General features: G+C 53.5%; 25 protein-coding genes and 1 pseudogene. 7 read left to right on the top strand and 19 right to left on the bottom strand.

The features are described 5' to 3' along the window. Window positions 1-21 precede the first annotated feature (21 nt). The 4 genes from ACTVIM_RS07065 to ACTVIM_RS07050 are packed head-to-tail and all read right to left on the bottom strand — an operon-like array spanning window position 22 to window position 3,640. On the bottom strand, window positions 22-759 hold the full coding sequence (locus tag ACTVIM_RS07065; protein WP_445614323.1) for an IucA/IucC family C-terminal-domain containing protein: 738 nt from the start codon (window positions 757-759) through the stop codon (window positions 22-24). Continuing rightward, the gene (locus ACTVIM_RS07060) at window positions 759-1,571 is read right to left on the bottom strand and encodes an ABC transporter ATP-binding protein (protein WP_445614061.1); all 813 of its coding nucleotides are present in this window, start codon (window positions 1,569-1,571) and stop codon (window positions 759-761) included. Before ACTVIM_RS07060 ends, ACTVIM_RS07065 begins: the two co-directional genes overlap by 1 nt. 15 nt (window positions 1,572-1,586) lie before the next feature. Then, window positions 1,587-2,642: a FecCD family ABC transporter permease gene (locus ACTVIM_RS07055; protein WP_445614059.1), complete on the bottom strand. Its 1,056-nt coding sequence runs from the start codon at window positions 2,640-2,642 to the stop codon at window positions 1,587-1,589. Continuing rightward, window positions 2,639-3,640 carry a FecCD family ABC transporter permease gene (locus ACTVIM_RS07050; RefSeq protein WP_445614058.1) on the bottom strand — a complete coding sequence of 334 codons (1,002 nt, stop codon included), beginning with the start codon at window positions 3,638-3,640 and terminating at the stop codon, window positions 2,639-2,641. The genes ACTVIM_RS07055 and ACTVIM_RS07050 overlap by 4 nt, the downstream gene beginning before the upstream one ends. A gap of 222 nt (window positions 3,641-3,862) precedes the next feature. Here ACTVIM_RS07050 and ACTVIM_RS07045 point away from each other — a divergent pair, with 222 nt between their 5' ends. Together ACTVIM_RS07045 and ACTVIM_RS07040 are read left to right on the top strand one after the other, a co-directional pair. After that, window positions 3,863-4,825: an ABC transporter substrate-binding protein gene (locus ACTVIM_RS07045; protein ID WP_445614322.1), complete on the top strand. Its 963-nt coding sequence runs from the start codon at window positions 3,863-3,865 to the stop codon at window positions 4,823-4,825. A 245-nt stretch (window positions 4,826-5,070) separates the two neighbouring features. Beyond that, window positions 5,071-5,559: a PCYCGC motif-containing (lipo)protein gene (locus tag ACTVIM_RS07040; RefSeq protein ID WP_445614056.1), complete on the top strand. Its 489-nt coding sequence runs from the start codon at window positions 5,071-5,073 to the stop codon at window positions 5,557-5,559. 669 nt (window positions 5,560-6,228) lie between these two features. Here the strand turns inward: ACTVIM_RS07040 and ACTVIM_RS07035 are convergent. The 5 genes from ACTVIM_RS07035 to ACTVIM_RS07015 form a co-directional block, all read right to left on the bottom strand. After that, window positions 6,229-6,957: a 3'-5' exonuclease gene (locus tag ACTVIM_RS07035; RefSeq protein ID WP_033022824.1), complete on the bottom strand. Its 729-nt coding sequence runs from the start codon at window positions 6,955-6,957 to the stop codon at window positions 6,229-6,231. Beyond that, window positions 6,950-8,002, bottom strand: a complete 1,053-nt coding sequence (locus tag ACTVIM_RS07030; RefSeq protein ID WP_445614055.1) for a DUF294 nucleotidyltransferase-like domain-containing protein — start codon at window positions 8,000-8,002, stop codon at window positions 6,950-6,952. Before ACTVIM_RS07030 ends, ACTVIM_RS07035 begins: the two co-directional genes overlap by 8 nt. An 18-nt stretch (window positions 8,003-8,020) precedes the next feature. Further along, complete coding sequence (locus ACTVIM_RS07025) at window positions 8,021-9,322, bottom strand: ammonium transporter (protein ID WP_445614054.1); 1,302 nt, start codon at window positions 9,320-9,322, stop codon at window positions 8,021-8,023. A 174-nt stretch (window positions 9,323-9,496) separates the two neighbouring features. After that, complete coding sequence (locus ACTVIM_RS07020; RefSeq protein WP_033022695.1) at window positions 9,497-9,904, bottom strand: VWA-like domain-containing protein; 408 nt, start codon at window positions 9,902-9,904, stop codon at window positions 9,497-9,499. A 168-nt stretch (window positions 9,905-10,072) separates the two neighbouring features. Then, window positions 10,073-10,261, bottom strand: coding sequence for a YozQ family protein (locus tag ACTVIM_RS07015; RefSeq protein WP_445614052.1), 189 nt, complete (start codon window positions 10,259-10,261; stop codon window positions 10,073-10,075). A 150-nt stretch (window positions 10,262-10,411) separates the two neighbouring features. Here ACTVIM_RS07015 and ACTVIM_RS07010 point away from each other — a divergent pair, with 150 nt between their 5' ends. Together ACTVIM_RS07010 and ACTVIM_RS07005 are read left to right on the top strand one after the other, a co-directional pair. Continuing rightward, window positions 10,412-10,540 carry a hypothetical protein gene (locus tag ACTVIM_RS07010; RefSeq protein ID WP_445614051.1) on the top strand — a complete coding sequence of 43 codons (129 nt, stop codon included), beginning with the start codon at window positions 10,412-10,414 and terminating at the stop codon, window positions 10,538-10,540. A 15-nt stretch (window positions 10,541-10,555) separates the two neighbouring features. Continuing rightward, on the top strand, window positions 10,556-11,071 hold the full coding sequence (locus ACTVIM_RS07005; RefSeq protein ID WP_445614050.1) for a YndM family protein: 516 nt from the start codon (window positions 10,556-10,558) through the stop codon (window positions 11,069-11,071). 229 nt (window positions 11,072-11,300) lie between these two features. Here ACTVIM_RS07005 and ACTVIM_RS07000 read toward each other — a convergent pair whose 3' ends face one another. Both ACTVIM_RS07000 and ACTVIM_RS06995 read right to left on the bottom strand, forming a co-directional pair. Further along, window positions 11,301-12,515 carry a toxic anion resistance protein gene (locus ACTVIM_RS07000; RefSeq protein ID WP_445614049.1) on the bottom strand — a complete coding sequence of 405 codons (1,215 nt, stop codon included), beginning with the start codon at window positions 12,513-12,515 and terminating at the stop codon, window positions 11,301-11,303. Window positions 12,516-12,562: 47 nt separating this feature from the next. Next, window positions 12,563-13,216, bottom strand: coding sequence for a 5-bromo-4-chloroindolyl phosphate hydrolysis family protein (locus ACTVIM_RS06995; RefSeq protein WP_033022697.1), 654 nt, complete (start codon window positions 13,214-13,216; stop codon window positions 12,563-12,565). A 100-nt stretch (window positions 13,217-13,316) separates the two neighbouring features. On the opposite strand from ACTVIM_RS06995, the pseudogene ACTVIM_RS06990 reads away from it, so the two are divergent. Further along, window positions 13,317-13,702: pseudogene (locus tag ACTVIM_RS06990) on the top strand (SIMPL domain-containing protein); the annotation flags it as partial. Here the strand turns inward: ACTVIM_RS06990 and ACTVIM_RS06985 are convergent. From ACTVIM_RS06985 to ACTVIM_RS06960, 6 genes are all read right to left on the bottom strand, one after another. After that, entirely contained in the window at window positions 13,692-14,426 is a 735-nt protein-coding gene (locus ACTVIM_RS06985; RefSeq protein ID WP_445614047.1) for a hypothetical protein, read from the bottom strand. The pseudogene ACTVIM_RS06990 and the gene ACTVIM_RS06985 sit on opposite strands and share 11 nt — an antisense overlap. A gap of 147 nt (window positions 14,427-14,573) precedes the next feature. Then, window positions 14,574-15,827: an MDR family MFS transporter gene (locus ACTVIM_RS06980; RefSeq protein WP_033022646.1), complete on the bottom strand. Its 1,254-nt coding sequence runs from the start codon at window positions 15,825-15,827 to the stop codon at window positions 14,574-14,576. 197 nt (window positions 15,828-16,024) lie between these two features. Continuing rightward, window positions 16,025-16,843 (bottom strand): CAP domain-containing protein, encoded by an 819-nt coding sequence (locus ACTVIM_RS06975; protein ID WP_445614045.1) that lies wholly within the window; start codon window positions 16,841-16,843, stop codon window positions 16,025-16,027. 448 nt (window positions 16,844-17,291) lie between these two features. Next, window positions 17,292-17,642 carry a MurR/RpiR family transcriptional regulator gene (locus ACTVIM_RS06970; protein ID WP_231559899.1) on the bottom strand — a complete coding sequence of 117 codons (351 nt, stop codon included), beginning with the start codon at window positions 17,640-17,642 and terminating at the stop codon, window positions 17,292-17,294. A gap of 336 nt (window positions 17,643-17,978) precedes the next feature. Then, window positions 17,979-19,415, bottom strand: a complete 1,437-nt coding sequence (locus ACTVIM_RS06965; RefSeq protein WP_033022649.1) for an NAD-dependent malic enzyme — start codon at window positions 19,413-19,415, stop codon at window positions 17,979-17,981. A gap of 227 nt (window positions 19,416-19,642) precedes the next feature. Beyond that, the gene (locus tag ACTVIM_RS06960) at window positions 19,643-20,194 is read right to left on the bottom strand and encodes a DJ-1/PfpI family protein (RefSeq protein ID WP_445614044.1); all 552 of its coding nucleotides are present in this window, start codon (window positions 20,192-20,194) and stop codon (window positions 19,643-19,645) included. A 150-nt stretch (window positions 20,195-20,344) separates the two neighbouring features. On the opposite strand from ACTVIM_RS06960, the gene ACTVIM_RS06955 reads away from it, so the two are divergent. Then, complete coding sequence (locus tag ACTVIM_RS06955) at window positions 20,345-21,073, top strand: NAD-dependent deacylase (protein ID WP_033022699.1); 729 nt, start codon at window positions 20,345-20,347, stop codon at window positions 21,071-21,073. After that, entirely contained in the window at window positions 21,070-21,942 is an 873-nt protein-coding gene (locus tag ACTVIM_RS06950) for a fructosamine kinase family protein (protein ID WP_445614042.1), read from the top strand. The genes ACTVIM_RS06955 and ACTVIM_RS06950 overlap by 4 nt, the downstream gene beginning before the upstream one ends. 185 nt (window positions 21,943-22,127) lie before the next feature. Here ACTVIM_RS06950 and ACTVIM_RS06945 read toward each other — a convergent pair whose 3' ends face one another. Together ACTVIM_RS06945 and ACTVIM_RS06940 are read right to left on the bottom strand one after the other, a co-directional pair. Continuing rightward, entirely contained in the window at window positions 22,128-24,218 is a 2,091-nt protein-coding gene (locus tag ACTVIM_RS06945) for a GDYXXLXY domain-containing protein (RefSeq protein ID WP_445614041.1), read from the bottom strand. Between the two features lie 392 nt (window positions 24,219-24,610). Continuing rightward, window positions 24,611-25,609 (bottom strand): hypothetical protein, encoded by a 999-nt coding sequence (locus ACTVIM_RS06940; protein WP_445614040.1) that lies wholly within the window; start codon window positions 25,607-25,609, stop codon window positions 24,611-24,613. Window positions 25,610-25,651 lie beyond the last annotated feature (42 nt).

Here is a 25,651-nt window from a genome sequence, read left to right as displayed (position 1 = left end):
CGCCCACCGGCGGCTGACCGATCACCCAATTTGCCGCTGGCGGGCGCGAAGCGGACACGTTTGACAACACGTTCCCCCCGTTGTATGCACGTATAAGCAGCACGTCGTTCGCTGCATGCCGCTCGCCCCTTTAAAAAAGCGGCGGAGCGGGTTGTCTTTTTGGCCAAACAGACGGCCATCAGCTTCATGAACGAGAAAACGAAAATCGTCCCGCAGCCGATCGGCGACGAGCGCAAGCGATTCATCCTCCAGCCAACGTTCATATACCCAATACACGTAAATGGCGACATTTTCCCACAAGACGAGCGAGGAGATGCGCGTCAGACGGCGCAACTGAGCAATGAGCGGCGCGAACAGCCCGGCGAACACGTCGCAAACGGCTTGCTCGCGCCAGCGGCTTCGTTCGCTGCCGCACATCTCCGCTTCTGCCGGCTCAAGGCGAAAGCGCGGCATCCACGTCTCTCCTTCACCGTCCGTATCAAGCCAAATGCGCTCAGGGTCAAGCAAAAGCCGCTTGTTCCATGCCGACATGGCGTATAACGCCATCGGCGCTAAAAAGCTGAGGCGCTTGACCAGCATCGACGCCGCCACAGCGTCATTCGCCGCCCCCATCTCATCACGCACGTGGGCGACATACTTAGCGAGCTGTTCGGCGTCCTCCAGCAGCTGGGAAAACCGCATCGACGCCGAAGCATCGGGCTGCTTGCTTGAAAAACGATACGTTTCTAACGCTCTCATTTCGTCTTCGCACAGTCTCATCATGATACGCCTTCTTTCTGTAAAATGCGCCGCCCTTTTCCATACGGGATACAAAGCGGGGTGCCAAAGAGCGGATCGTACGTAATTTGGCAATCCAACTGAAACACATCGTTTATGAGCTGGCGGGAAATGACGTCTTCTGGCTTCCCTTCGGCGTACACTGCCTTGTCGCGAATGGCGACGAGATGATGTGCATAACGGCAGGCCAAATTTACGTCATGAAGCACCATCACGATCGTCCGCCGTTCCTTTTCATTCAGCTCAAACAATAAATCTAAAATGTCAATTTGATGGGCCAAATCAAGATACGTCGTCGGCTCGTCAAGCAAGATGATGTCCGTTTCTTGCGCCAGTGTCATGGCAATCCATGCGCGCTGGCGCTGTCCGCCGGAAAGCGAATCAACCGGCCGCTCGGCGAGCTCTGTCAGCCCGGTCGCCGCCAAAGCGCGCGCAACGGCACGCTCATCTTCCTCACTCCATTGTTTGAACCACGTTTGGTATGGGTACCGCCCTTGCTTGACGAGCTGCAGCACGGTCAACCCTTCTGGAGCGACAGGCGACTGCGGCAAAATGGCCAAGCGACGGGCGATTTCCTTGGTCGGCTGTTTGGCGATCTCCTTTCCATCGAGCAAAACGGCGCCGCCTGCCGGCTTCAACAGCCGGGCCAAGGCGCGCAGCAACGTCGACTTGCCGCAGCCGTTCGCCCCAATAAACACGGTCATTTTCCCCTTCGGAATCGTCAAATGTAAGCGGTCGATCACGAGCGCGTCCCCGTAAGATAATGTTAACTCCTTCGCCTGCAGCACGTGCATGCTTTCCCCCCTCCTTCATTGATGCTTTCCGACTCTGTACAATAAATAAATGAAATACGGCGCGCCAAGGGCGGCGGTAAATACGCCCGCTGGAATTTCCGTCGGCGCCAACAGCATTCGTCCGGCGAGATCCGCTCCCATGACGAGCACACCGCCGAACAGCGCCGCCGCCGGAAGCAGCGCACCAAACGCTGAACCGACAAGGCGACGCGCCATATGCGGCGCCATCAGCCCAACAAAGCCGATGCCGCCAGCGAAGGCGACCGCTCCCCCAGTGAGCGCGGTGCTCAGCAACACCAGCCCGAGCCGTTGCCGTTCAACCGCGCCGCCAAGCCCAATTGCCAGCTCGTCGCCTAATTCTTGCACGTTGACGTGTCGAGCGGCGAACATAGCAATAAGAAGCAACCCGATGACCGATGGCGCCATAAACGAGACGTGTTGCCAAGATACGCCATATACGCTGCCGGTGATCCAAACGTTCGCCTGGCTCGCCCGGTAAATCGGCCCGACGATCATCAGCAGCGTTGTCAACGCCTGCATCAGCGCAGAAATGCCAATGCCGACAAGCACGAGCCGAAGCGGGGCGAGACCGTTTTTCCACGCCAGCGTATACACGAGCCAAGCGGCGGCTGCAGCGCCGAGAAAAGCCGCGAGCGGCAGCCAGTGGATGCTGACGGTGAGGGAGTTGTTTTCATCGCTAAACAGCGCCAAAAAACCGACGACCGCGGCGGCCGCCCCGCCGGTGATGCCGAGCACATCCGGCGACGCGAGCGGATTGCGCACCATTCCTTGCAAAATCGCACCCGCGGCCGCAAGCGCCATTCCGGCCAGCCAAGCCACCAACACGCGCGGCAGTCGAAACGTCAAAATGACCGTCCGATGAATTTCCTCACCATAGCCAAGCAGCGCAGCGGCGGCGGCAAACGGCGAAATGCGCATCTCCCCGCTGCCGATGCTGATAAGAAAAAGCAGAACCGCGACCAATCCGAGCGCGGCGATCACGACGGCCGCTTTTTTATCGTAGAAAAACGATCCATAGCTTCCCATCCGGACAGTGACGTATTTTTTCATTTTGCAGTGATCCCCCTGCGGGCAATGTAGACGAAAAACGGAACGCCGATCAAGGCGGTGACGATGCCGACTGGCACTTCGCGCGGCATGAGCACGTAGCGCGCCCCGATGTCGGCAGCCAAAAGCAAGATCCCTCCGAGCAAGGCGCAGTACGGAAGCAGCCAGCGGTGATCTATGCCGGCCAGCGCCCGCGCCATATGCGGCACCATCATGCCGATAAAGCCAATCGGACCAGCGACAGCGACCGAGCCGCCGGCGAGCAGCACGACTAGCAGGACGGCGGCAGCCTTGATCACAGTCGTCCGCTGCCCAAGTCCTTTCGCTACATCATCCCCCATCAGCAAAATGTTGACATGGCGCGCCAGCAGCATGGCTCCGAGCCAGGCGGCGGCCAAATACGGGAAAACGGCAGCCAACAGCTCGAGCTTCCTGCCGGCGACCGACCCGGCCAGCCAAAAGAGCACTTCTTCGAGCGCCTTTTCGTTCATTGCCAACATCCCTTGCGTCAACGAGGCAAATAAGGCAGCGACGGCTGTGCCGGCAAGCGTCATCTTCAGCGGTGTCAGCCCGTCTTTCCCTGCGGCGCTGATCACAAATACGATCGCCGCCGCGGCCGCCGCCCCCACAAACGCGACCCATGACAACATTTGCAATGAAGAGATGGAAAAAAACGTAACCATCACGACAATGAAAAAGCCAGCCCCGGCATTAATACCGAAAATGCCCGGCGAAGCAAGCGGATTGCGCGTCAGCGCTTGCATAAGCGCCCCGGCCATCGCTAGGCTCGCGCCGACCGCCGCGGCAATGAGCGCCCGCGGCAGCCGCACCGTCGCCACCACTAAATGGGCGTTTGAACCGTTGTTGTCGATCAAGGCGGCCATCGCCTCCCGCCAGTTCGTATCGGTATACCCGTACACCACGCTCATCCACATGGCGGTAAGAAGCAAGATCGACAGCCCAATGAGGCCCATCGTTTTTTGACGGTTCGTTGCGAACATGGTGTGAAATCTCCCTCAGTATTTCATTTAATAATGATATCTATCGTTAAGTCTATTTGATAATGACTCTCATCGTCAATATTTTTTGCCATCTTTTTATGATTTTCTCATGATTTTTTTATTTTTTGTTGACAATGATTATCACTATTATTTATGATATTGGCGTGAATGAAACTCATTATCAATTCCGTGAAATGGAAAAGGGGGATTTGCACCGTGAATATGAAACAAACCCATCTTCTTTTCACCTTCCTCCTTTCTCTCCTTCTTCTCGCCGGCTGCGGTGGGAAACAGGAAGAAACGGCCAAACCGAAGGGCAGCAATCAATCGAAAGAAGCAAGCTACACCGTCGAACACGCCATGGACACGACCGAAATCAAAGGGACGCCAAAACGAGTCGTCATTTTAACGAACGAAGGAACAGAAGCCCTGCTTGCGCTAGGTGTGAAACCGGTCGGCGCCGTCAAATCGTGGACGGGCGATCCGTGGTATGACCACATTAAAGACAAAATGGACGGCGTCAAAGAGCTCGGATTGGAATCGGAGCCGAACGTTGAAGCGATCGCCGCTTTAAAGCCGGACTTGATCATCGGCAACAAAATGCGCCATGAAAAAATTTATGAACAGTTGAAACAAATCGCTCCAACCGTATTCTCTGAAACGCTGCGCGGCAACTGGAAAGACAACTTTATGCTCTATGCGAAAGCGGTGAATCAAGAAGAGAAAGGGAAACAAGTCATTGCCGACTACGACAAGCGCATTGAAGACGTAAAAGCGAAACTCGGCGACAAGCTGAAAATGAACGTGTCGGTCGTCCGCTTCATGGCTGGTGACGTCCGCATCTACCATAAAGACTCGTTCTCCGGCGTCATTTTGGACCAGCTCGGCTTCGCCCGTCCGGAATCGCAAAACGTGAACGACTTCGCGGAAACCGGTGTGACGAAAGAACGCATCCCGGCCATGGACGGCGACATCCTGTTCTACTTTACGTATGAAACAGGCGACGGCAAAGCAAGCGAAATCGAAAAAGAATGGATTAACGATCCGCTCTTTCAAAACTTAAACGTCGCGAAACAAGGCAAGGTGTACAAAGTGAGCGACACGATTTGGAACACAGCTGGCGGTGTGCTCGCTGCCCATCTGATGCTGGACGATATCGAGAAATATTTCTTGCAGAAACAATAATCTTACGTAAAGGCTGTGCGAAAGATGGCATACCGAATCTTCTGCACAGCCTTCCTCTTCCCTTTTCCTCCGCATTTCCTACTCTCCGTTCCCGCAAAGCATCCGGGCACAAAACCGATGATCTGGATGAATTGCTTAAACATTTCGATGCTAGGCAAGCGCCCCTGACAGCAACTCCATTGCCGTTTAACGCAAATTGTGATACATTCAAACTATGAAATGAACGAAAGAAAGGGAGAAGACGATTGAACCATCCAGCACGGATCGCAGCATGCCTGTTGTCGCTTAGCGTTCTATTGTCAGGCTGTGCTGATGACAGCAGCCAAGAACAAAGCCATTCGCATATGACGAAAACCGCCACTGGCGATATTCGCGAGACAACGAAATCGGTCGAGCATTTACCAAGCTTTTTAGGCGCGTTCGAAGAGGAAATGGCTGTGTTGTACCAACAGGCCGCGGAACACCGCGAACTGCTTGAAAACATCCCGTGCTATTGCGGCTGCGGACAATCGGCCGGCCATAAAAACAACTATGACTGCTTTGTCTATGAAAATAAAAAAGACGGATCGATTGTCTGGGATGATCATGCAACTAAATGCGGCGTCTGTCTCGACATCGCTGCCGAATCGATCGCTGCTTACAATCAAGGGAAATCGATCAACGACATCCGGCATATGATCGACGAAAAATACAAAGAAGGCTACGCCGAACCGACACCGACAAAACCGCTTTAATCCTAATGAAAAAAGCGCCGAACTGGGCGCTTTTTTCCGTCGTTTTTGTTCCGCTGAGCGTTCTCATCCATACGGCGCTAAGAAGCAAGAGAAACAGCCCAATGAGACCCAGCGCTTTTTGACGGTTCGTTCCGCCTGTTGGCCGAGAAGGCTCGTGAAAAACGGCTGATCCCCTCAATGGAAGAATAAGCGGAAAGCAGGACCGATAAAACAATGTTTTTAGAAATAAAATGGTAAGGATATATGCACAATTCAAGCACCAACCTCCAAGATCAGCTGATGAACCTCTCCCACCTACACTGTGCTTAGAAGGATCGTGAAAAACGGCGGAGTTCCTTCCTCCAATGGGAGAACACGTGAAACGCAGGATCGATACACCAAGGTTTTTCTAGTTGAGAAGTGACATTGCAAAGCTGGATCCAAGATTAAATCACCAGCCTCTTAGAAAGCTGGTGAAACACCGCTGTTACACACCAATCGGCGGCATTTTCACTCAAAAAAGAAAGCTGATTCTGCGAGGTTTTTCTAATTGGGAAATGGGTAAAACTCAGCGGTATTTTGCCCTAAATCACCGACCTTTTAGAGGTGGGAGACTTCGCGGTCAATGTGTTAAAACTCGAGTTCCCCTGTCAAAGATACTCCCCCAATGGCCTGTCGGCGCGGGCAACATCAACACCGGCTGAGCGCGGCGTACAAATCATGCAATGTTTCGATGCCGCGTTTACGCAGTTCGTCGAGCAAGATGACCCATAACTTCGCCATCGCTTCCACATCGCCGTCCGCCGTATGACGGCGCGGGCAGCGGATGCCATAACAGGCTAATGCATCGTCAAACGTCGGGCATGAATGGCCGATCAGCGTCATCATCGGCTGCAAGTCAAGAAAGCGCCCGCTCCATTTTTGCCGGTAATGGCGCCAAAGGCCATGGCGTAAAAACGCCAAGTCATGGCCAATGTGATAACCGAGGAGTACACCGGCGGCAATAAACGGCACAAACGCGCGCAGCGCCTCGGCAAGCGGCGGAGCGAACATGACATCCTTCGCCTCAATGCCGGTCAAGGCGGATATAGGTTCTGGAATGGGCTTTTCCGGCTTGACGAGCGTCATGTACGCATCCGTCACGATCCCTCCGACCGTTTTCGCCGCCGCCATGGCCAAAATTTCATCGCCTTGCTCCGGGGAAAAGCCGGTCGTTTCCAGATCGATGATGACAAACGGGATATCGATCAAACGGTCATGCCAATCGATGACGTGCTGTTTTTCCTTTTGCAGCGAGCGAAGCCACGATTCTTGTTGCCATGAATGGTCCTGTCCAAATAAGGCGGATGATGCCTCGCGCGGAACGCCGAGCGACAACATGCGGAGCGCCCGCTGCCAAAACCGGTGCCGCTCATGCATGAATGTTAGCCACCCGCCGGGCGACAAAGCGCTGCAATCGTTTAGCGGTGCGCATCGCTTGTTTCAGCCGCTTTTGTTCCGGCCGCTCAAGCGCCCGCCATAACACGTATTCACGCCCGTCCCCCGCCTCAGTGCTGTACTTCAGGCGAATCGAATAGTAAACAGAAAGCGCCTCGCAAACGGCGTCGGAAAACGGCGCCGTCAACACGCCATTCGCTTCAAGCGCCCGCCGCCGCTCGGCTGTGCCCGCCGCCGGGACGTGCGCAAAACACGCCAACCATTTCAAAGCGTTGGTGAGCTGCACGTAACCGCCCTGTTTCATATGAACGGCCCCGCTATACGGCCCCCATCGCTCCGTTTGCACGTTGCCCAACCAGCCGAGCGGAACCGGAGGAAACTGAACGTGCTCGCCCATGCGCGTCAACAGCAGCGGCCGTTCGGCCACCGCCGCAAACAGCGCCTTTCTTGCCGTCTCAGCCAATTCCGCTTCCCCATAAAGAGGCCGCATATCCATCGCAATCAACAAAAAACGAATGTCGTTCGGCCACCCGCTGTCCAAGTAGGAAACAAGCTGTTGCTCCCAACCGCGGACTGACTGTGCCCACCGCTTGTTCGTCGCCATCACGTAACCGGAACAGTACGGATACCCAGCCTCATGCAGCATATCCACCCCGATCGTCGCCATATGGCGAATGAATTCATAACAAGCCGTTTCCTCGTTCTCAGGACAGTTGAATAAAATGCCGTGATCTTGATCCGTCCAAATCGTCGGCTCACACCGGCCGATGCTTCCCATCACATACCAGCACCACGCTGAGGGACGAACGCCGACCGACCGTTTCATCGTCTCCCGCTCGGCAAGGAAGAACGCGCGGCGAAGGATGGCTTCATGAACAGAAACGATGTCATTGGCGAGCTGACCCATTTGTTCACGTACTGCATAGCGCCGCAGTTCACGCGCCAGTTCATCGTGGCAAAAACGAAGTTCGGCGGCCGACTCGGCTCGGTTTAGCCGCTCGACCACCTTTGCCGCCAATAATTCCATCCTCTTTTCCCCTCCCGATTACTGCTGGGCGAGGGTTTTGGGCTGATACGCCGGATCGAGCTGTTCCGGATAGCCATACGAACCGTGCTCACTAATATCAAGACCGGAAATTTCTTGCTCGGCCGTAACACGCAGCCCGACCGTTTTCTTCATGGCATATAAGATAACAAACGAGACAGCCGCGACATACACTGCCGCACCGAGCACACCGACCGTTTGCACAATCAGCTGATCAAATCCGCCCCCGTAAAACAGCCCAGCCTTCCCGATGCCCGTGATCTCGACTAAACGCGGCGAGGCGAAAAACCCGGTGGAAATCGTGCCGATGATGCCGGCAATCCCGTGGACAGAAAACGCGTAAATCGGATCGTCAATCCCTTTGCGCTCAAAATAAATCGATGTCCAGAATGTCAGCGCCCCGGCCACCGCGCCGATCACCACCGCCGCCCACGGTTCGACGAACGCGCATGCGGCGGTAATGGCGACTAAAGCGGCGAGCACACCGTTCACCATCGCCGGAATGTCCGCTTTGCCAACCAAAATTTTCGCCGTCAAGATCGCGGCAACCGCCCCTGCCGCAGCAGCCAAATTCGTCGTCAGCGCCACATAGCCGAAAAATCCGTCACCAACGGCCATCGTGCTGCCGGCGTTAAAACCAAACCAGCCGATCCATAAAATCAACCCACCGATGACCGTATATACTTGGTTATGCCCGGGGATCACGTTTGGCGTCCCATCTTTATTGAACTTGCCGATGCGCGGCCCAAGCAAAACCGTCGCCACAAGCGCCGCAATCGCTCCTTGCAGATGGACGACTGTTGAACCGGCAAAATCTTGCATTCCCATTTTTCCAAGCCAGCCGCCGCCCCACACCCAATGGCCGATCACGGGGTAAATGGCGATCGTAAACATCGTCCCAAAGAGAAAATAAACAGACAGTTTCGCCCGCTCGGCAAAGCCGCCCCAAGCGATCGCCAGCGACACGCCGGCAAAGCCGAGTTGGAATAAAAATTTGAGCTCGAGCGGCACATTCGCCCACGATAACGAATCAAACGTTCCTTTTCCTTCTTTTAAAAACCATCCTTCCGTCCCGACGAAGCCATTCCCAGCCCCAAATGTAATCGCAAAGCCGAACGCCCAAAACGCCAATGATGCGAGGGCAAAACTTAAAATTTGTTTGCCGGCCACATGCCCGGAGTTTTTCATGCGCGTGGATCCGGCCTCAAGCAAAGCAAACCCTGCCTGCATGCCGATCACGAGCACCGCCGAGAGCATGACCCAAAGGGCATCGAGCCCGAGCGTCAACGTTTTTTCATCCATCGTGCACATCCCCCTCTGTCATTTTTTATAACTTATATATGTAATAATATATAACATAATTCAACCAATAACAACGATCATTTTTTCTTGAAACCGGTTTCTGATAGAAAAAGTTTGTTAATTTTTTTGACAATAAAAGAATGCCCCTCATCACGAAGGGCATTCTTCACCATGTTACGCCACACGAATCGGCTTGCCAAACGGCACGCGCGGCATATAATCGTCCGGCACAAGCCAAAACACTTCATAGTCAACTTCGAGTTCTTCATAAAAATAGCCGGTTACATCGGTAATGTAAAACAACGTATCAATTTTTTGCCTAGCGGCCCATTCCAGCACTTCGGTGTACGACGATTTCCCGTGCTTGAAATATTTGATCGTCGCCACGCCAACCGGAGAGACATCGCGAATTTTAAAATCCGCTTGGACGAGCAATGTGTCCGGACGCAGTTTTTCAAACAGGTTGACGATGTTTTGAATCAGCACCGGCCGCGCCGGACGGTTCGATGTATCAATCGCCAAGGCAATCGAATGGTCCTTGCGCTCCTTAAGCAACGATAACAATGCTCGCTGCCATCTCACGAGGATCATCCCCCTTATATCGGTGAATCGCCGTGCGCATTACTAGTATAGACCGCCTTGGCGAAACGTACGAACTGTTTTTCTTTCCTGTTTTTCTTTCCTGTTTTCCTTCCTTTTCTCAACCAAGCCGGGGCGGGGATGGGCCCGTCGCAGTCAACCTCCGCCGCTTTACTCAGGCTGGGAGAAAGGAGGGTTCGCCTTTTTTCGGTCCCCCGCCTCGATCGTTCCTTCCATGTACACATCGCTGACTTGTTCATGCGTTTCCGCCAACGCAGCGTTAAGAAGTGAAGCGGATGGCTCAGCGGATGGGTCAGCGTGGCGCCCGATGACGTCGAGCGATCGTCTGTTTTCTGTCATCGTTGCTCCCTCCTTTCCGTTCATCACCTTCATTTTATTTATGTGGAACAAAGGGAAAAAGAAAAGAAGGAAGTTTATGGATGATGCATGCATACATGGCGGCTCGCGCGACAAACTAATGATAAACGTTCACAGAGAGGATGATGATCAATGAAGCAGCCGAAACGAAACGACAGCTTAGAACAACAACAAAAAAAGCAGCAACCCGACAAAGAACTGGAAAAGCAACCGGGCTACGGCGATAAAAAACTAGAGGGCCCGAACTACCCGGCGGAATAAAGGCGGCAGGGCAAGATGAGACATTTGCTTGCGTTGACGCTCAAATATTTGCTTACCGCGACGGTCATGTTCGCTATTTTGCCGCTGTTTTTGCGCATCTCATCAGCGGAAATATTGTCGTTCAGCCTCTGGCTAACGCTTGCCGCCTATGCGCTCGGCGACTTGTACCTTTTGCCGCGCCTTGGCAACGTTTCGGCGACGATCGCCGATTTTGGCTTCGTCTTCGTTGCCGTCTGGATTGGTGTTGGCGCGTTTTACGACACCGGTGGCGGGGCGGTCGTAAACGCAGCGTTTTTCGCCGCGCTGCTTGCCGCGTTTGGCGAGCTGCTGTTGCACGCCTATGTTCTCCGGTTTGTCGTCGGCCAACACGGAGAGGAAGACGCACCGCTTGCCGGCGGCCCGCGTTGGCAAACGGAAGCGGCGGAAGAGTTTGACGTCCGCGCCGCCCGCCCCGGCGATCAAGAAGGCGCACAGGTGAAACAAAAAGGAGACCGGCAGGAACAAGAACCGCCCCATCCTCCTATTTTGTAAGCAGCGAACAGACGCCAAATAACCAATGCTCATTAGCGATGGCCGAACGGCGACCGGTCTGTTCGTTTCTCCACCAAGCGGAACACTACAACAGCAAAAAACGGGTGTCTTCTCGCTCGCGAGACACCCGTTTTACATATGATGATACTCACCCTAATCGCTTGTTTCCGCACTCAACGGGCCGCCCTCTGCCCGTTCGGCCAATGGCCAAAGAGCAACGGCGCCTTTTTTATTGTTCCGGCCGTTTCAGCGCCAGCAGCGTCTGCTTTAGTTCCGCTTCCATCGCTGCGAGTTCGCGTTCAGCCTGCTGCCGTTTCAACCGACCTTCGGCTTGAATTTTTAACGTTTCTTCGAGCGTGGCGATCAAGTTTTCTTGCGTTCGCTTCAATGTCTCGATGTCGAGAAGGCCGCGCTCGTTTTCCTTGGCGATTTCGATGCTGTTTGTTTTCAACATTTCCGAGTTGCGCAGCAACAGTTCGTTCGTCGTTTCGGCAACCCGCTTTTGCGCCTCGGCCGCTTTTTGTTGCCGGAAAAGGGTCAAGGCGATGACAATCTGATTTTTCCAAAGCGGGATCGCGTTTAAAATCGACGATTGGATGCGCTCGATCAATGTCTCATTCATATGTTGAATCATGCGGATTTGCGGCGCCGTTTGGATCGTCACTTGCCGGCTGAGCTTCAGGTCGTGCACCCGCTTCTCCAGCCGATCAGCGAACTGCCGCAAGTCCTGAACGTCCTGCCATGCCATTTGGTCGCCGGAGCGCTCAGCGGCCGCCTGCTTTTCGGGAATCGTTTTCGTCCGCAGCTCTGCAAGCTTATATTCGGCCGCCGCAATATAAATATTGAGCGCCTCAAAATAGTCTTTATTTTTCTCATAAAGCGTCTCGAGCATCATCACATCGCGCAGCAGTCCATGTCGATGTTTCTCAAGCTGGTCGGCGATTTTATCAATTTCGACGCCGATTTTTTGATATTTGGCGACCATGCCTTGCAGCGGTTTGGCCACCGTGCCAAACAGGCGCGACAACCATCCTTTTTTCGCCGGCATGAGGTCATCCGGGTTGACCTCTTTAATTTTCGCCATCAGCTCGCTGATCACTTCGCCGATCGGGCCGGCATCTTTCGTCTGCACATGATGCAATATCGTATGGGAAAACTTCGACAGTTCGGCTTGGGCTGCCACGCCATACTGTAAAATAGCCTGATGATTGGCCGGATCGATCTGTTTGGCAAGCGCCAGCGCTTTTTCTCTATGTTCCGGCTTTAACGTCTCAAGCACATTGGCCGGCTTTTCCGCCTCTTCGGCGAACGGCGCCGCCGGAGAAGAAAACGGTCGAGCCAACAGTTCATCGAGCACGCTTGTCCGTTCCTGTTCATGAGATAAGTCGATCCTGTCACGATTCCGTTCAGCTAAGTCGATCCTGTCACGATTCCGTTCGTCCATCGTCATTCCCCTTTCGTTCGCGACAGCCGGTCAGCTCCCTTGTTTTGCTAACGCTTGAATTGCGGTTCTCCTTGCAGATAGCGGAGATGAAGCCGATCCGACTGCTGGAGCGATTGCTCAAGCACTTTCGCTTCCGTCTGCAGCGACCAAACGTCGCCTGACAACACATCAAGCAGCTGCCGCTCCGCCGCTTCGGTCAGCTCGCTGAGCAACCGTTCCGTCTTCCGCAGCGCTTCCGTCATGTCGGCGCTTTGCACCGGTTGCCGCGACAAATATACGTATTTTTCGACCATCTCCACTGCCGTTGGCCATTCGTTTAAGAAAAACGGCTGAACAAGGCGGAGCTGATGCGGCTTTTGTTCGATGATGCGGATGAGCTGATCAACGACCGCCCCTAACCGCGAGACAGTTTGCCACATCGCTACCGAGCGCAGCCGGTACCGAGCGCGGCGCAGCCGTTTCCATAACGCCCGCGCCTCGTGAAGCTGACTGCGGACGTAAGCCTGCTCCTCAACCGGCACACCGGCCGCCAAGCGATGCCGCCTCTTCATGACGGCCGACACTCCCCACATCGCCGCCATTCCCGATACGAACGACGGCCAAAAGCGAAAATCAGCGGCGAAAAAAACGACAACAGCCGTCACAGCCCCAACGTTCCACGAAACAAACCAACGCCATATCGTGCGAAACAATGGCTTCACGGTTCCATCCCTTTCTTCATCTTTTCTTCCATTATAGCATGTCCATATTTTGATACGCACAAGCTTTCCGGGAAGTTTCATCAAGCAAAGCCCCCCGGCCTTGTCCGGCTATGAGGTTGAACATTGGCTGCGCATCACCGTCCACGACCCAAAAAAGCCAGCTCCATTTACGAAACAGGTGTCACTCACGGGGCAAATCTGGCCCGCGGCTTGGAATTTCGGCTGGCAAACGAGCCGGTGTACTATCAACAGGCGCTCGCACGAGCCGTCCACAATGCCAAAGAAAAAGCGCTGGCCATTGCCCGCGCTCTTGGCTTGCCGCTTTACGATCTACCCGTTGAGCTGAAAGAGAAGCCCGCCTCGCCGCCGGCACCATACTCGCAAACGGCTGTTGCTGCTTTTTCCAAAGCGCCGCCCATCCAGACACAAGATGTGGCCATCTGTGCCGCCGTTAAAGCGATATTCGCCTATTCATTCATTTCGTGAGGTCGATTTCGCGAACGCGGGCCCCGCCGAACAACTCGACGCGGACCGTTTTCTTTTTCCCGTTTCGATCAACAACCGTGATCTCGTACAAACCCGGCAAGCACGGGCCGATTTTTTGAACAAACGGGTCTTTCGTTGCTTCCCCCTTCATTGTCACTCCATTGACAACAAGCGTTACCTCGGGGTCAGCGACGCGGACATGGAGAAAATAGAAAGCAGGCTCAAAAACGTACCGATCCCTAAAGGCATGGATCGCAAACACAGGGGGACGGGATGTCAGCCCTTTGATGTATACATGCTCCCCCTTGCGCTGGCGGTCAAACTCTTTATCCAATTCATCATACGCTTCAGAATGCCGATCAAAGTAAGCGAATAACGGCGCCAGCGTTTTTTCATTGATCGGCACCTCTTCATTCGTCACCCGCAGCATCCCCCGCAAGGCAGCTACATCATGATCGTCAATGGCATTTTTTAGCTGGCGAATGGCCATTTCACGGCTGGCCGCTGTTTTTAACGCGCCGTACCCGTTCCAAATCAACGTTCCTGCTCCCCAAGCGACAGCCAAAGCGAAAAACAGCCAGCTGAAGAAACGAACGGTTTTTTTTCTCTTTTCCCGGGACAAGACATGCGCTTGCTGGCGTCTCGCATAACGCGCCAACGCCGCCGCGCCGTCTTTCCCGCTTCCCCCCTCAATTCTGTCCGGCTCAGACGTATACGGCTTCATGTTGCCTTCCCCTCTCCTTCTCTCTATCTAATTCCACTTTATGTAAGAGACAGGGAATCTATGTTACATGAACACCGATACGTTTTTTATTATAATGATCAATAAAAAAAACGGGTAGCCGTTTGCACAGTCCCGGCCACCCGGACATTAAGACAGCGAGACACTGGATCGCCGCGCGGCTTGTCGAAACATCCAAGCATACAACCCCGCGCTGGCCAAAGCAAGCAAACCGAGATACGCAAACGTCCACGTATAACCGATCCAAGTCACCGCCGCCAGCGACACCGGCGCCAGCATCCGACCGATCGTAAAACGAAGGCTCGCCGCGGCAAAATATTGGCCGCGCATATCCCTAGGAGCTAGCTTCGACACAAACGCCTGCTGTAAGCCGGCCGTCATCAGCTCGGCGAACGTAAACAGCGCCATCACCGCCATCAGCTCGATGATCGATGTGGCATGGCTAAACAACCACATCGTGACGCCGTATACCATTGACGAACCAATAAAGACCCATCGTTCATTGTAGCGGCCCATCCACCGCGTCACGACCACCGTGCCCAGGGCGACAAGCAACCCGTTTTCCGCAATCAGCAACCCAAACGCCTGGGCCCCGTCCACCGTAAAACGGCCCCATACGGTTTCCTCTTTCATTATTTCTTTTGTATACACAGGAATCAATAAATCAAGTTGCATGAACGTTTGCGCCACCAATACCCCAGCGGCGATAAACAAGAAAAAAGTCCGGTCGCGGACGATCACAACGTACTGCCGGATTTGTTCACGCCAAAACTGCGTCCATGACCCCGCTTTCTGGCTGGGCGCTGCCAATGGCGCGGTTTCGCGCAACTGTTTCGCCAATAGCGTCGCCATCGCGAAACATGAGCCAGCAGCAGCCATTAGCAATGCAAACTGATGGTCCGCATAAAAGAGCCCCCCGATGGTGGGGCCGATCACTACCGAAATGTTGACCGAGGTATAAAATACGGCAAACACATGACTCCGCTCTTGTTCCGGCACAACATCCGCCACCATCGCTTGGCTGGCCGGCCAATAAAACGCCCCGCAAATGCCGGCAAACGTAAAACAAAGAAACCCGACAAACGGCGACGACCACCATGGCGTGCTAGCCAAAGCAAAGAACAAAAACGCTGCCCCTTGCCCGTAGGCGGACAGCACCATCATCCGCTTGCGTCCGAACACATCGGCACAATAACCGCCGCACAAATTCGCCACAACAGAAAATAGCTGTGACACGATCAACAACACGCTCGCCGTTTCTTTGCCGAACGAATCGGCAAAGTAAATAGCCATAAACGGAAAAAACATCCAAAATGTCGTATTCATCAGCGCCTCGCCAAACAGGCGCACTTTCAAGTTGCGATCCCACTCACGTATTCGCATCCGCTGTCCCCCTAATCTTTCGTCTCTCAAACTTCTTTGGAAATTATATCATATTTTTATTGAAACGGTAGAAATAGTTTTCAAATAAAAGAATGACCCAAACGTTGTTTTCCTGAAACGAAACGCAACATACGGTTTTTGACCATAAGAAAAAGGTGCCCCATCCTTTTGGGACACCTTCGACTGACATGTATATCTTACTTGCGGATGAATTGCTGCGTCCAAATATAGCCGTTTTCTTCAAAACCAACGCCGATATGCGTAAAGTTTTTGTTCAAAATGTTCGCCCGATGGCCTTCGCTGTTCATCCACGCATTGACGACTTCTTGCGGGGTGCGTTGGCCTTTGGCAATGTTTTCCCCAGCGGCTGTGTACGAGATGCCAAATTTTTTCATCATCTCAAACGGAGAGCCATACGTCGGGCTGTTGTGCGAGAAGTAGTTGTTGACCGCCATATCGCGCGATTTTTCGCGAGCGACTTTGCTGAGGGCCAAGTCAACTTGAAGCGGCGGCAAGCCGTATTTCGCCCGTTCTTTGTTCGTCAGCTCAACAACTTGCTGCTCATAGGCGTTTAAACCGGTTGTTTTTTGTGTGCCGGTCTTTGGTGCCGCAGCTGGCGTTTTCGCCGGCGCTTGCGTATTGGCTTGCGGTTTGGCCGCCGGCTGTTTGACCGTTGCCGGCGCTTGTGGTTTTGTCGTTGGCTGTTTCGCCACCGTCGTTGGCTGTTTTGCCACCGTCGTTGGCTGTTTTGCCACCGCCGTTGGCTGTTTCGCCACCGCCGTTGGCTGTTTTGCCGCCGGTTGTTTTGTTACCGGCTTTACCGGTTGGAACGATACGAACGGGAAGTATTGTTGCAGCCATTTCTCCACATCTTGAACGTTTGTGCTGACATATTTTACTTGATACGCATTCGCTGTCGGACATGTTGTCCCAGCTGCTTCCGTTTTCGTTGCCGCGAACGAAGCGCCGACGAGTGCGACCGAAGCGGCGATAGTTGCTACCATTTTTTTCTTCATGGGAATTCCTCCTTGTATCTATTTAAAAGTCTCATAGATCTTGCGTCCATCTGACTACACAACGAGATTCGAAGGGAAACGATTTTCTTGTTCCCTTGCCTCGTCCCCATTATAGCACGGAGTTTTTGTAATATTTTTGGTCCAAAATGGAAAAATCAGCGCATTGGCAGCCTTCGGTAAAAAAGACGCTTGTTTTCATTGCCAAATCAACACTGATTGTTGATGGCTGCAACAGTTGGAATAAACATCCTTTCACTAACAGTCATCCCTTTTTTTCCTGTATCCCCTCAACCATCTATATTTTTCTTGCAAAAAAGGAGTTGACAACCTCTGATTTCGGCCGTTTCGTTTAACAATTGTTACAGCTGTGTTACAAAACAGAAGAGAACCTCAATGTTTTGTTATAAAAAAAGAAGCTGCGGCGTTTCGCCCCAGCTTTGACGGTTATTCATGCTTTTGATCGACAATGAGTGCGGTTTGCACTTCGTTTGGCTTCGTCGATGAGCTGCTCATCGATCAACTTTTTTGTTTTTTCGATGACCGTTTTTCCGTCCGCCTTGATCGCCGTCTCATCGCGCTGCTCGAGCGCCAACGCCGCCTTTAGTTCTGCAAACCCTTTATATCCTAATTTTTTGGCAAACCGGACGATCGTGTTCGGCACTGTATAAAGCGCTTCCGCCATTTTTTGAATCGGAATGTCGGCGATCTCCTCACGGTGTTTGATAATGTAATCGACAATTTGGTCATCCGTATCGTTCAGCTTATCGGCATACAGCCGCACCCGTTCGTCAAACCGCATCGGTCTCCCATCCCCCACCATCTTCTCGTTTGCTACTATTTTAGCAAGAACCGATGGCGGTTGGCTACAACGCTTGTTTCCGACTTTTTGAATGGCTTCACTTACTATATAAGCAGCTTTTTTAGATTGCCTTTCTCATGTTTTAAAACGAGTTCCAAACGTTCGTTCACTTTTTGGAAATATTGATCGATCATCGTCCATTCACCTCTTAAGCGCTTGATTTTCTATCTCTAAACTAGATTTGGCCCCCAACAGCCGCGGCTGAAACACTCCTGCAGCCAAAAAAACGGCTTCCTATCAAAGGAAACCGTCCAGCAGCTCGTTGTATTTGTTTCTTTATTGCCCTGTATACCCGCCAACCGGGATGTTGTCTTTCCGGGCAACGCCGGTGCGGTAAGCCGCTTCAATCACCGCCTGGCGGACGCGTTCCACGACTTTGCTGTTGAAGACGCTCGGGATGATGTATGTTTCGTTCAATTCATCCTCCGTCACGACAGAGGCAATCGCCTTCGCGGCAGCGAGCTTCATTTCTTCGTTAATCTCTTTCGCCCGGCAGTCCAATGCACCGCGGAAAATGCCGGGGAAGCAAAGAACGTTGTTGATTTGGTTCGGATAGTCGGAACGTCCGGTCGCCATTACGCGCACGTGCGGCTCGGCCAGCTCCGGGTCGATTTCGGGAATCGGGTTGGCCATCGCGAACACGATTGGGTCGCGCGCCATTTTTTTCACGTCTTCGACTTTCAAAATGCCGGGGGCGGAAACGCCGATAAACACATCCGCGCCGGCGATCACATCCGACAAGCTTCCTTTCAGATTATCTGGATTCGTCATTTGCGCATATTCTTGCCAATACGGATTGTCGTACGTTTCGTCGCGGTGGATGGCGCCGTGGCGGTCCACCCCGATAATGTTGCGCACGCCAGCGGCAAGCAAAATTTTCGTGCAAGCAATCCCAGCCGCGCCAATGCCGGTTAAGACGACCTTAATGTCTTCCAGCTTTTTATCAACAATTTTCAAGGCATTGAGCAATCCGGCGAGCAGCACGACCGCCGTGCCATGTTGATCATCATGGAACACCGGAATGTCCAACTCTTCTTTCAATCGCTTTTCAATCTCAAAACAACGAGGAGCGGAAATGTCTTCGAGGTTAATGCCGCCAAACGCCGGAGCGATCGCTTTCACAATTTGAATAATCTCTTCCGTGTCTTTCGTGTCCAAGCAAATCGGAAATGCATCGACACCGGCAAACTCCTTAAACAGCATCGCCTTCCCTTCCATGACCGGCATCGCCGCATACGGGCCGATGTCGCCAAGCCCGAGCACCGCTGTGCCATCCGAGACGACGGCGACCGTATTCCGTTTAATCGTCAGCGAATACGCTTTGCGCGGATCTTCAGCGATGGCCGTGCAAACGCGTGCCACGCCCGGCGTATACACCCGCGACAAATCATCGCGCGTTTTCACCGGAATTTTCGAGCTGGTTTCAATTTTCCCCCCGATATGCATCAAAAACGTGCGGTCGGAAACGTTCACAATTTTGACGCCCTGAATCCGTTTCAGCGCTTCGATGATCAAGTCGCACTGTTTCGTATCAAGCGCACTGACGGTGATGTCGCGCACCGTATGGACTTTGCTTGATGAGATGACGTCAATCCCGACGATGTCTCCGCCCGCCTTGCCGATCGCCGCGGCGATATCGCTAAAAGAGACGCGGTCTTTTTCAAACTGAAGACGAATCGTAATGTTCATCGCTGCCCCGCCTGGTAATGCCATACCCATCGTCCTTCCTTTTCTCTATATTTTGTAAATGGTCTACGGTACAAATGTTATCTTATGAGCGCCAAAAAGACAACCCTTATTGTTCGAACAAGCCAAACGGATGCTGGCGTGACAGGCAAAGCGGCCAGCGCAGAAACAGACCTGCTTTGGCGACATTAGTCGGTAGGAGTTTCACGAAAAAAAGCGGCCTTCCCGGATGCAGGAAGACCGCTGCCTTTCCGCTATTGAAGCAGGCGGAGAAACTCGCGCATAAACGCCGGCAAATCCGGCCACGCATGGGCGGAAACAAGGTTGCCGTCGACATGCACCGTACGGTCGGACACATACGTTGCTCCGAGCGCTTCAACCCCCGGTTTGCAGGCGATATACGCCGTCAAGCTCCGCCCTTTCAGCACCTCCGGCATCGTCTCAAAAATGAGCGAAGCATGGCAAATCGCCGCGATCGGCTTATTCGCCTCAAAGAAATGACGGACGATGCGCTGCACGTTTTCATCAAGGCGAATGTATTCCGGCGCCCGCCCGCCCGGAATGACTAACGCATCGTATTCGGTCGGGTCGATCTCGGCAAACGAGGCATGGGCGTCGATCAAATAGGCTTGTTTTTCCACGTACGTATCCCAGTCGGCAAAATCATGGACAACGGTGTGCAGTTTCTTTTTCTTCGGCGCGGCAATCGTTACGTCATGCCCTTCCTCCACCAAACGATAATACGGATAATACACCTCCAGCGCCTCAACAGCGTCGCCGGTGATGATCAACACTTTTTTGCTCATCGTTCTCGCCCCCCTTGTCCATTTTTTCCTTCTCTTTTATCATAATGGAAACCGGCGGAAAGGAAAAGCAAAATGATTGTCGAATCGATAGAAAAAGGGGCGTGTGAAGCTTTAACGAGGAAGAAGCGCATGATCAAGGAGGAATCAACTATGACCATTGCCTCTTGGCTCGCCGAATCGCGCCGAACGGTGGTGCTTACCGGCGCCGGCATGTCGACCGAAAGCGGGCTGCCGGATTTCCGTTCGCCGCGCACCGGGCTGTGGGCGCGTTTTAACCCGAGCGAACTCGCTACCATCGATGCGTTGTACCGCCGCCGCGAGTCGTTTGTCGAGTTTTACCAATATCGCATCCGCACCTTGCAGCAATGCCAGCCGCATGATGGACATCGCCTGCTCGCCGACTGGGAGCAGCGCGGAATCGTGCAGACGATTGTGACGCAAAACGTCGATGGATTTCATCAACAAGCCGGCAGCCGATGCGTCATCGAACTGCACGGCTCGCTCCGAACCGTCCATTGTCAGCGGTGCGGGCAATCAAAGCCTAGCTTTGTCTATTTGCACGGTGTGTTGACGTGCGAATGCGGCGGTGTTTTGCGTCCATCGGTCGTATTGTTTGGCGAGCCGCTGCCGGAGAATGCCATCAATGCAGCGTGGGAAGCCGCCCGCCAAGCGGACTTGTTCCTTGTGCTCGGCTCATCCTTGCAAGTAGCGCCGGCGAACCAACTGCCGCTTGTCGCCAAACGAAACGGCGCCAAACTCGTCATCATCAATTGGGAACCGACGGAACTTGATGATCTCGCTGACGCCGTCATCCAGCAACGGAAAATTGGCGACGTGCTGAAAGAACTTAACGAACAGCTGACGGGAGGAACGTCATGAACCGGGAAGCGATGTTACAAGAGGCGCTTCGCTCAATCGGCGATGATTCACGAATCCGCCATTGGCGGCGCGTATCCGGCGGCGACATCAATGACGCCTACCGCGTCCAAAGCGGCAAGCAAACGTATTTCATCAAAATGCAGCGCTTTCCGCCAACCGGCTTTTTCACCGCCGAACAAGCAGGATTGGAACGGCTTCGCCAGGCGGACGCCATCCACGTCCCGGCTGTCTTTGGCGTGGGGGAAGCAAACGGATGGGGCTGGCTTGTCCTCGAGTGGATTGAAGGAACAGAAACAGCGCAGACGGCCAAACAGCTCGGGCGCGGCCTCGCCCGCCTCCATCGATGCCGCGGGCCGGCGTTCGGGCTCGACCACGATACATATATCGGGACGCTGCCGCAACGAAACGGCTGGTACGGCCGCTGGCTTGACTATTACCGCGATGCCCGACTCGCCCCGCAAATGAAACGGGCGGCGGCAAACGGCCTCCTGCCCGCCGAGCGACAAAGAAAGTTGGAGCGGCTGCTTGAGCGGCTTGACCGCTGGATTCCAAACGATTGTTTTCCGTCGTTGTTGCACGGCGACTTATGGGGCGGCAACTGGCTTCCCGGTCCCGGCGGAGCTCCTTATTTGATCGACCCGTCCGTGTTTTACGGTCATTATGAGTTGGAGATCGCGTTCACCGAGCTGTTTGGCGGCTTTCCCGCTCGGTTTTATGCAAGCTATCAAGAGCTGATGCCCCTTACTCCGGAGTATCATGAACGAAAACCGCTTTACCAGCTGTTTTATTTACTCGTGCATTTGAATCTGTTTGGCGAATCGTATGGCCGATCCGTCGACCGCGTGCTTGAACGTTATGCGGGGGAGTAGCCCCCCGCTTGACTTGACCGCTCATTCCGGACGCAACACCAGCGTGCTGCCGTTGACTTTTCCTAAACTTGTTACATGGTACGTGCCGTTGACCCAGTTGTCCATACGAACAGCCCTTTTTGCGAAAACACCGCCTGTATGTCGATAAGGAGCGGACGCTCAAGCAGGCCCGCTCCCCAGTTCGCTCATTCTGCGCCGATCTTTTCAAGCAGCGCATCGCCGTTTCGGCTGACGCGCACATAAGCGAAGCGGGCGTCCCGCCACCGTTCCCCGCTTTGTTCCGGCACGAAATACGATTCAATCCCGTATACGACTTGCGTACTATAAAAAGTGCCGTTAATCAAAATATCCCCTTGTTGCCGCTTAAATCCGGGCCATTCTTCCCCATTCACGGCGTACACCCCAGCAAAGCGGTGCACCCCATCCGGTCCCTTTCGCAGCGCAACTTTCACCTTGCCGTTTCCATCCAGAGACGAGATCGTAGAAATGTCATAGCGAAGCCGGATATAATCCCCTTGCAGCACAGAACGCGGATCCACCGGCTCGAGCGCTAATTTTACCACCTGTCCGTCTCGCAATAGCCGTTCTTTCTCCCATACGGTATATCCGGTAAACAGAAATTGGGCAACAACGATCAACAGGACACCGAAGGAAACGTTGCGAGGCCACGCCGCCTCCTTAGGGAAATGAAGCCGATTCCGTTTTTCCAGCCAAACAGCCCAAGCGAGCAACACCACCCCAGCCGCCAACAAACTGACCGATTTATGGAGCAAGTTCCACGCCAGCTCATAATATTTGAGCACAAAATAAAGAACGGTATACCCCCAAGCAATGGTCCGCTCGCGGCGCCGTCGTTGAAACAAGAAAAAGGCGAGCACCGCTACCATAGCGAGATTGGACGCCATATAAAGCCCATCAGGTTCGGAGATGTGAACACTTGTCGCAATCCCGAGCGCACTAAGCGCCAGCACGAGCGGGGTCGCGGCCGTCTTCCCTCTCCATCGACTGTACGCGTACAACGCCCCGTTCCATAGGGCGAGCAGCAACAGCTCCACCCGTCCATTCTCCATGTTCCCATCAAGCACTACATACAAATAAAGCGTCAACGCAACCGTCGTCAACCGCTGCATCCCGCGCTCCGGGACACGGATCACTCCCACGGCGAGCACGGCGATATAAAGAACCAACACCACCGTCGACAGTTCCCACGTCACCGTCCAGCCAAGCCCGTAACCGACCGCCAGCAGCGTATAACGCACAACGGCGTTCCAACGGCGGCCGAGCCAAGCCGGAAGCACCAATCCAAAGATCGAAAGGAAAAACAGCACATACGGCGACCACGTGTCCGCCCACAGAAAATACAAACCGAGCAAACTCGATATGGCCAACGACGAAGCTGCGAGCGTAATCACCGCTTGAAACGCAGCCAAAAACCATTTCCCGGCCCGCGTTCTCGCCGAAAACACTCCGGCCCGGCGCAAAAAGACGACCCCGCCGTACAGGACGATGGTGGAAACGACAAGTCCGAGAAGAAGCAGCCATGTTTCAAAATGATCCACCAGCAAACGGTGGTATTGAATGAACAAAAACAAGCCGGCAAACAAACTCGTCAGCAAACCATAGCCACGCTGTTTGGCAACCGAGAAAAAGTAGTAAAGCAGCCCGACAAGCAGCGCCGCATACACGTACGGCCACCAAACATCGCGCCCGTACGAAAAGCCGGTGATGCCGATGACAAGCAGCCAGCCGTGCATCGCCGCATACGCGGGATACGCTGTCCAAGGCGAACGGCTGAAGCGAACGAGCGCGCCGTTGACCACAGCGAACAGAAGCAGCCAGCCAAACGATGCCCATTCCGTCCACTCGATATGGTAAGCGGAAGGAAAATAATAAAACCAGCAAGCAAGTTGCAGCAGCACGACAGCGATGACCGAAAGCGCCGGATCTTTCGTCAGCCGCGCCAACAACGCTGTCGGCGCCAGCCAAATGAGGAACAACCAATAACTGTCGGCGTGAGAATTATAAATTTGTCCTACTAACGCCAATGAGATGCCAAACGACAACACCCCACCGATCAACATCCAGCGCCCTAAAAAGCGATGGCGGCCCGCCAAAGCAGCGCTTGCTCCATAAAACCCCGCCATCATGCCGATACTGATTCCGACTTTCGCCTCTCGCCCCATCTCCGGCCAGTTGGCGGCAAAAAAATACACGATGCCGGCAATGATGCACAAAAACGCCAACGCATACCCTGTTTTCACGATCCGGGCCGCCATATCGCTTCCCCCTTGTCACTGGTTTTTTCTATAAAAATATATGCAGAAAAAGCTGTCTAGAAGACCGTTGAAAATACGCCTTATTTCCTCGCACGTTTCCAGATGCTGCCGGTTCGCTAGGATGCCGGTGATTTAAGGGAGCAGGTCCCTTACCAACCTCGTTTCTCAAATAGAAAAGCCTTGTCGCATCAGGATCATCTTTCAAACGCTCCCCCATTGCTCAAAAGAAACAACCGTTTTTCGCCAGCCCTCTAGAAGGCTCGCGGATAGGGTGGTGCTCCAACAGCGCTTCTTAAGCTGACACTGTCGGAAACACCACCCTCTTTCTCCGTTTTGTTTTCCAACGGTTGTTTGTCACCAGTCTTCTCGGTTCCTGCTTGCGATGAAGAACATTACAGTTGGAGATGATGTTTTAAGTGGAAAATTTCCATATCATGCTCGGCCACTTTTTTTATCAAATAATCGATGGATGTTTGCTTGGAAGAGAATTCGCGCGAAGCCAGATCAAGAGCGGCCTGATGCTTATGAAGCATGTTCTCGATGTGGCGAAAGTGGCTCCGCATTTCTGTTGCAAGGTTGTCCACTTTTTCTTCGACCCGTTCAACTTTCACTTCAAGCCGTTGTTGTCCTTCTTTGAGCGTTTGCACGTCGCCTTTGACCACGTCCATGTCCGCTTTCAGCGTTTGCACATCGCCTTTGACCACGTCCATGTCCGCTTTCAACGTTTGCACATCGCCTTTGACCATGTCCATGTCTGCTTTCAACGTTTGCACATCGCCCTTGACCATGTCCATGTCTGCTTTCAACGTTTGCACGTCGCCCTTGACCATGTCCATGTCCGCTTTCAACGTTTGCACGTCGCCCTTGACCATGTCCATGTCCGCTTTCAACGTTTGCACATCGCCCTTGACCATGTCCATGTCCGCTTTCAACGTTTGCACATCGCCCTTGACCATGTCCATGTCTGCTTTCAACGTTTGCACATCGCCTTTGACCATGTCCATGTCCGCTTTCAGCGTTTGCACGTCGCCTTTGACCATGTCCATGTCCGCTTTCAACGTTTGCACATCGCCTTTGACCATGTCCATGTCTGCTTTCAACGTTTGCACATCGCCTTTGACCATGTCCATGTCCGCTTTTAATGTGCGCACATCCTCTTCCACTCGGTCAAGTCGCTGTTCCAAGCGGGCTTGTCCCTCTTGCAACAACTGCACTTCACCTTCCAAGCGCGCCTGTCCTTCTTTCAGCGCTTGGATCTCAATTTCCAAACGCGCTTGTCCTTCTTGAAGGGCCCGGACATCGCCTTCGATCCGATCGAGCCGCATGTGGATCGGATTCAACTTTTGGTCAAGCAATTCAGCCATTAGTTGCACGAGTTCGGCTTGACTCATCGTTTCTCACCTCCTTTCCTCCATTGTATCATGGTCCCACAC

It is taken from the genome of Geobacillus sp. YF-1, from assembly GCF_052692335.1.
Note: the sequence above shows the minus strand (reverse complement) of the source record. Positions and strands in the feature narration are given on the sequence as shown.

Bases quoted from the DNA above. Each gene is read 5' to 3' on its own strand.
- ACTVIM_RS06975 (WP_445614045.1), bottom strand. From the start codon at position 16,843: ATGAAGAAAAAAATGGTAGCAACTATCGCCGCTTCGGTCGCACTCGTC.
- ACTVIM_RS07035 (WP_033022824.1), bottom strand. From the start codon at position 6,957: ATGCATGAGCGGCACCGGTTTTGGCAGCGGGCGCTCCGCATGTTGTCG.
- ACTVIM_RS07060 (WP_445614061.1), bottom strand. From the start codon at position 1,571: ATGCACGTGCTGCAGGCGAAGGAGTTAACATTATCTTACGGGGACGCG.
- ACTVIM_RS07015 (WP_445614052.1), bottom strand. From the start codon at position 10,261: ATGACAGAAAACAGACGATCGCTCGACGTCATCGGGCGCCACGCTGAC.
- ACTVIM_RS07030 (WP_445614055.1), bottom strand. From the start codon at position 8,002: ATGGAATTATTGGCGGCAAAGGTGGTCGAGCGGCTAAACCGAGCCGAG.
- ACTVIM_RS07050 (WP_445614058.1), bottom strand. From the start codon at position 3,640: ATGTTCGCAACGAACCGTCAAAAAACGATGGGCCTCATTGGGCTGTCG.
- ACTVIM_RS07045 (WP_445614322.1), top strand. From the start codon at position 3,863: ATGAAACAAACCCATCTTCTTTTCACCTTCCTCCTTTCTCTCCTTCTT.
- ACTVIM_RS07005 (WP_445614050.1), top strand. From the start codon at position 10,556: ATGAGACATTTGCTTGCGTTGACGCTCAAATATTTGCTTACCGCGACG.
- ACTVIM_RS06980 (WP_033022646.1), bottom strand. From the start codon at position 15,827: ATGCGAATACGTGAGTGGGATCGCAACTTGAAAGTGCGCCTGTTTGGC.
- ACTVIM_RS06955 (WP_033022699.1), top strand. From the start codon at position 20,345: ATGACCATTGCCTCTTGGCTCGCCGAATCGCGCCGAACGGTGGTGCTT.
- ACTVIM_RS07055 (WP_445614059.1), bottom strand. From the start codon at position 2,642: ATGAAAAAATACGTCACTGTCCGGATGGGAAGCTATGGATCGTTTTTC.
- ACTVIM_RS06985 (WP_445614047.1), bottom strand. From the start codon at position 14,426: ATGAAGCCGTATACGTCTGAGCCGGACAGAATTGAGGGGGGAAGCGGG.
- ACTVIM_RS07000 (WP_445614049.1), bottom strand. From the start codon at position 12,515: ATGGACGAACGGAATCGTGACAGGATCGACTTAGCTGAACGGAATCGT.
- ACTVIM_RS06970 (WP_231559899.1), bottom strand. From the start codon at position 17,642: ATGCGGTTTGACGAACGGGTGCGGCTGTATGCCGATAAGCTGAACGAT.
- ACTVIM_RS06940 (WP_445614040.1), bottom strand. From the start codon at position 25,609: ATGAGTCAAGCCGAACTCGTGCAACTAATGGCTGAATTGCTTGACCAA.
- ACTVIM_RS07025 (WP_445614054.1), bottom strand. From the start codon at position 9,322: ATGGATGAAAAAACGTTGACGCTCGGGCTCGATGCCCTTTGGGTCATG.
- ACTVIM_RS06965 (WP_033022649.1), bottom strand. From the start codon at position 19,415: ATGGCATTACCAGGCGGGGCAGCGATGAACATTACGATTCGTCTTCAG.
- ACTVIM_RS06960 (WP_445614044.1), bottom strand. From the start codon at position 20,194: ATGAGCAAAAAAGTGTTGATCATCACCGGCGACGCTGTTGAGGCGCTG.
- ACTVIM_RS07010 (WP_445614051.1), top strand. From the start codon at position 10,412: ATGAAGCAGCCGAAACGAAACGACAGCTTAGAACAACAACAAAAAAAG.
- ACTVIM_RS06945 (WP_445614041.1), bottom strand. From the start codon at position 24,218: ATGGCGGCCCGGATCGTGAAAACAGGGTATGCGTTGGCGTTTTTGTGC.
- ACTVIM_RS06950 (WP_445614042.1), top strand. From the start codon at position 21,070: ATGAACCGGGAAGCGATGTTACAAGAGGCGCTTCGCTCAATCGGCGAT.
- ACTVIM_RS07065 (WP_445614323.1), bottom strand. From the start codon at position 759: ATGAGACTGTGCGAAGACGAAATGAGAGCGTTAGAAACGTATCGTTTT.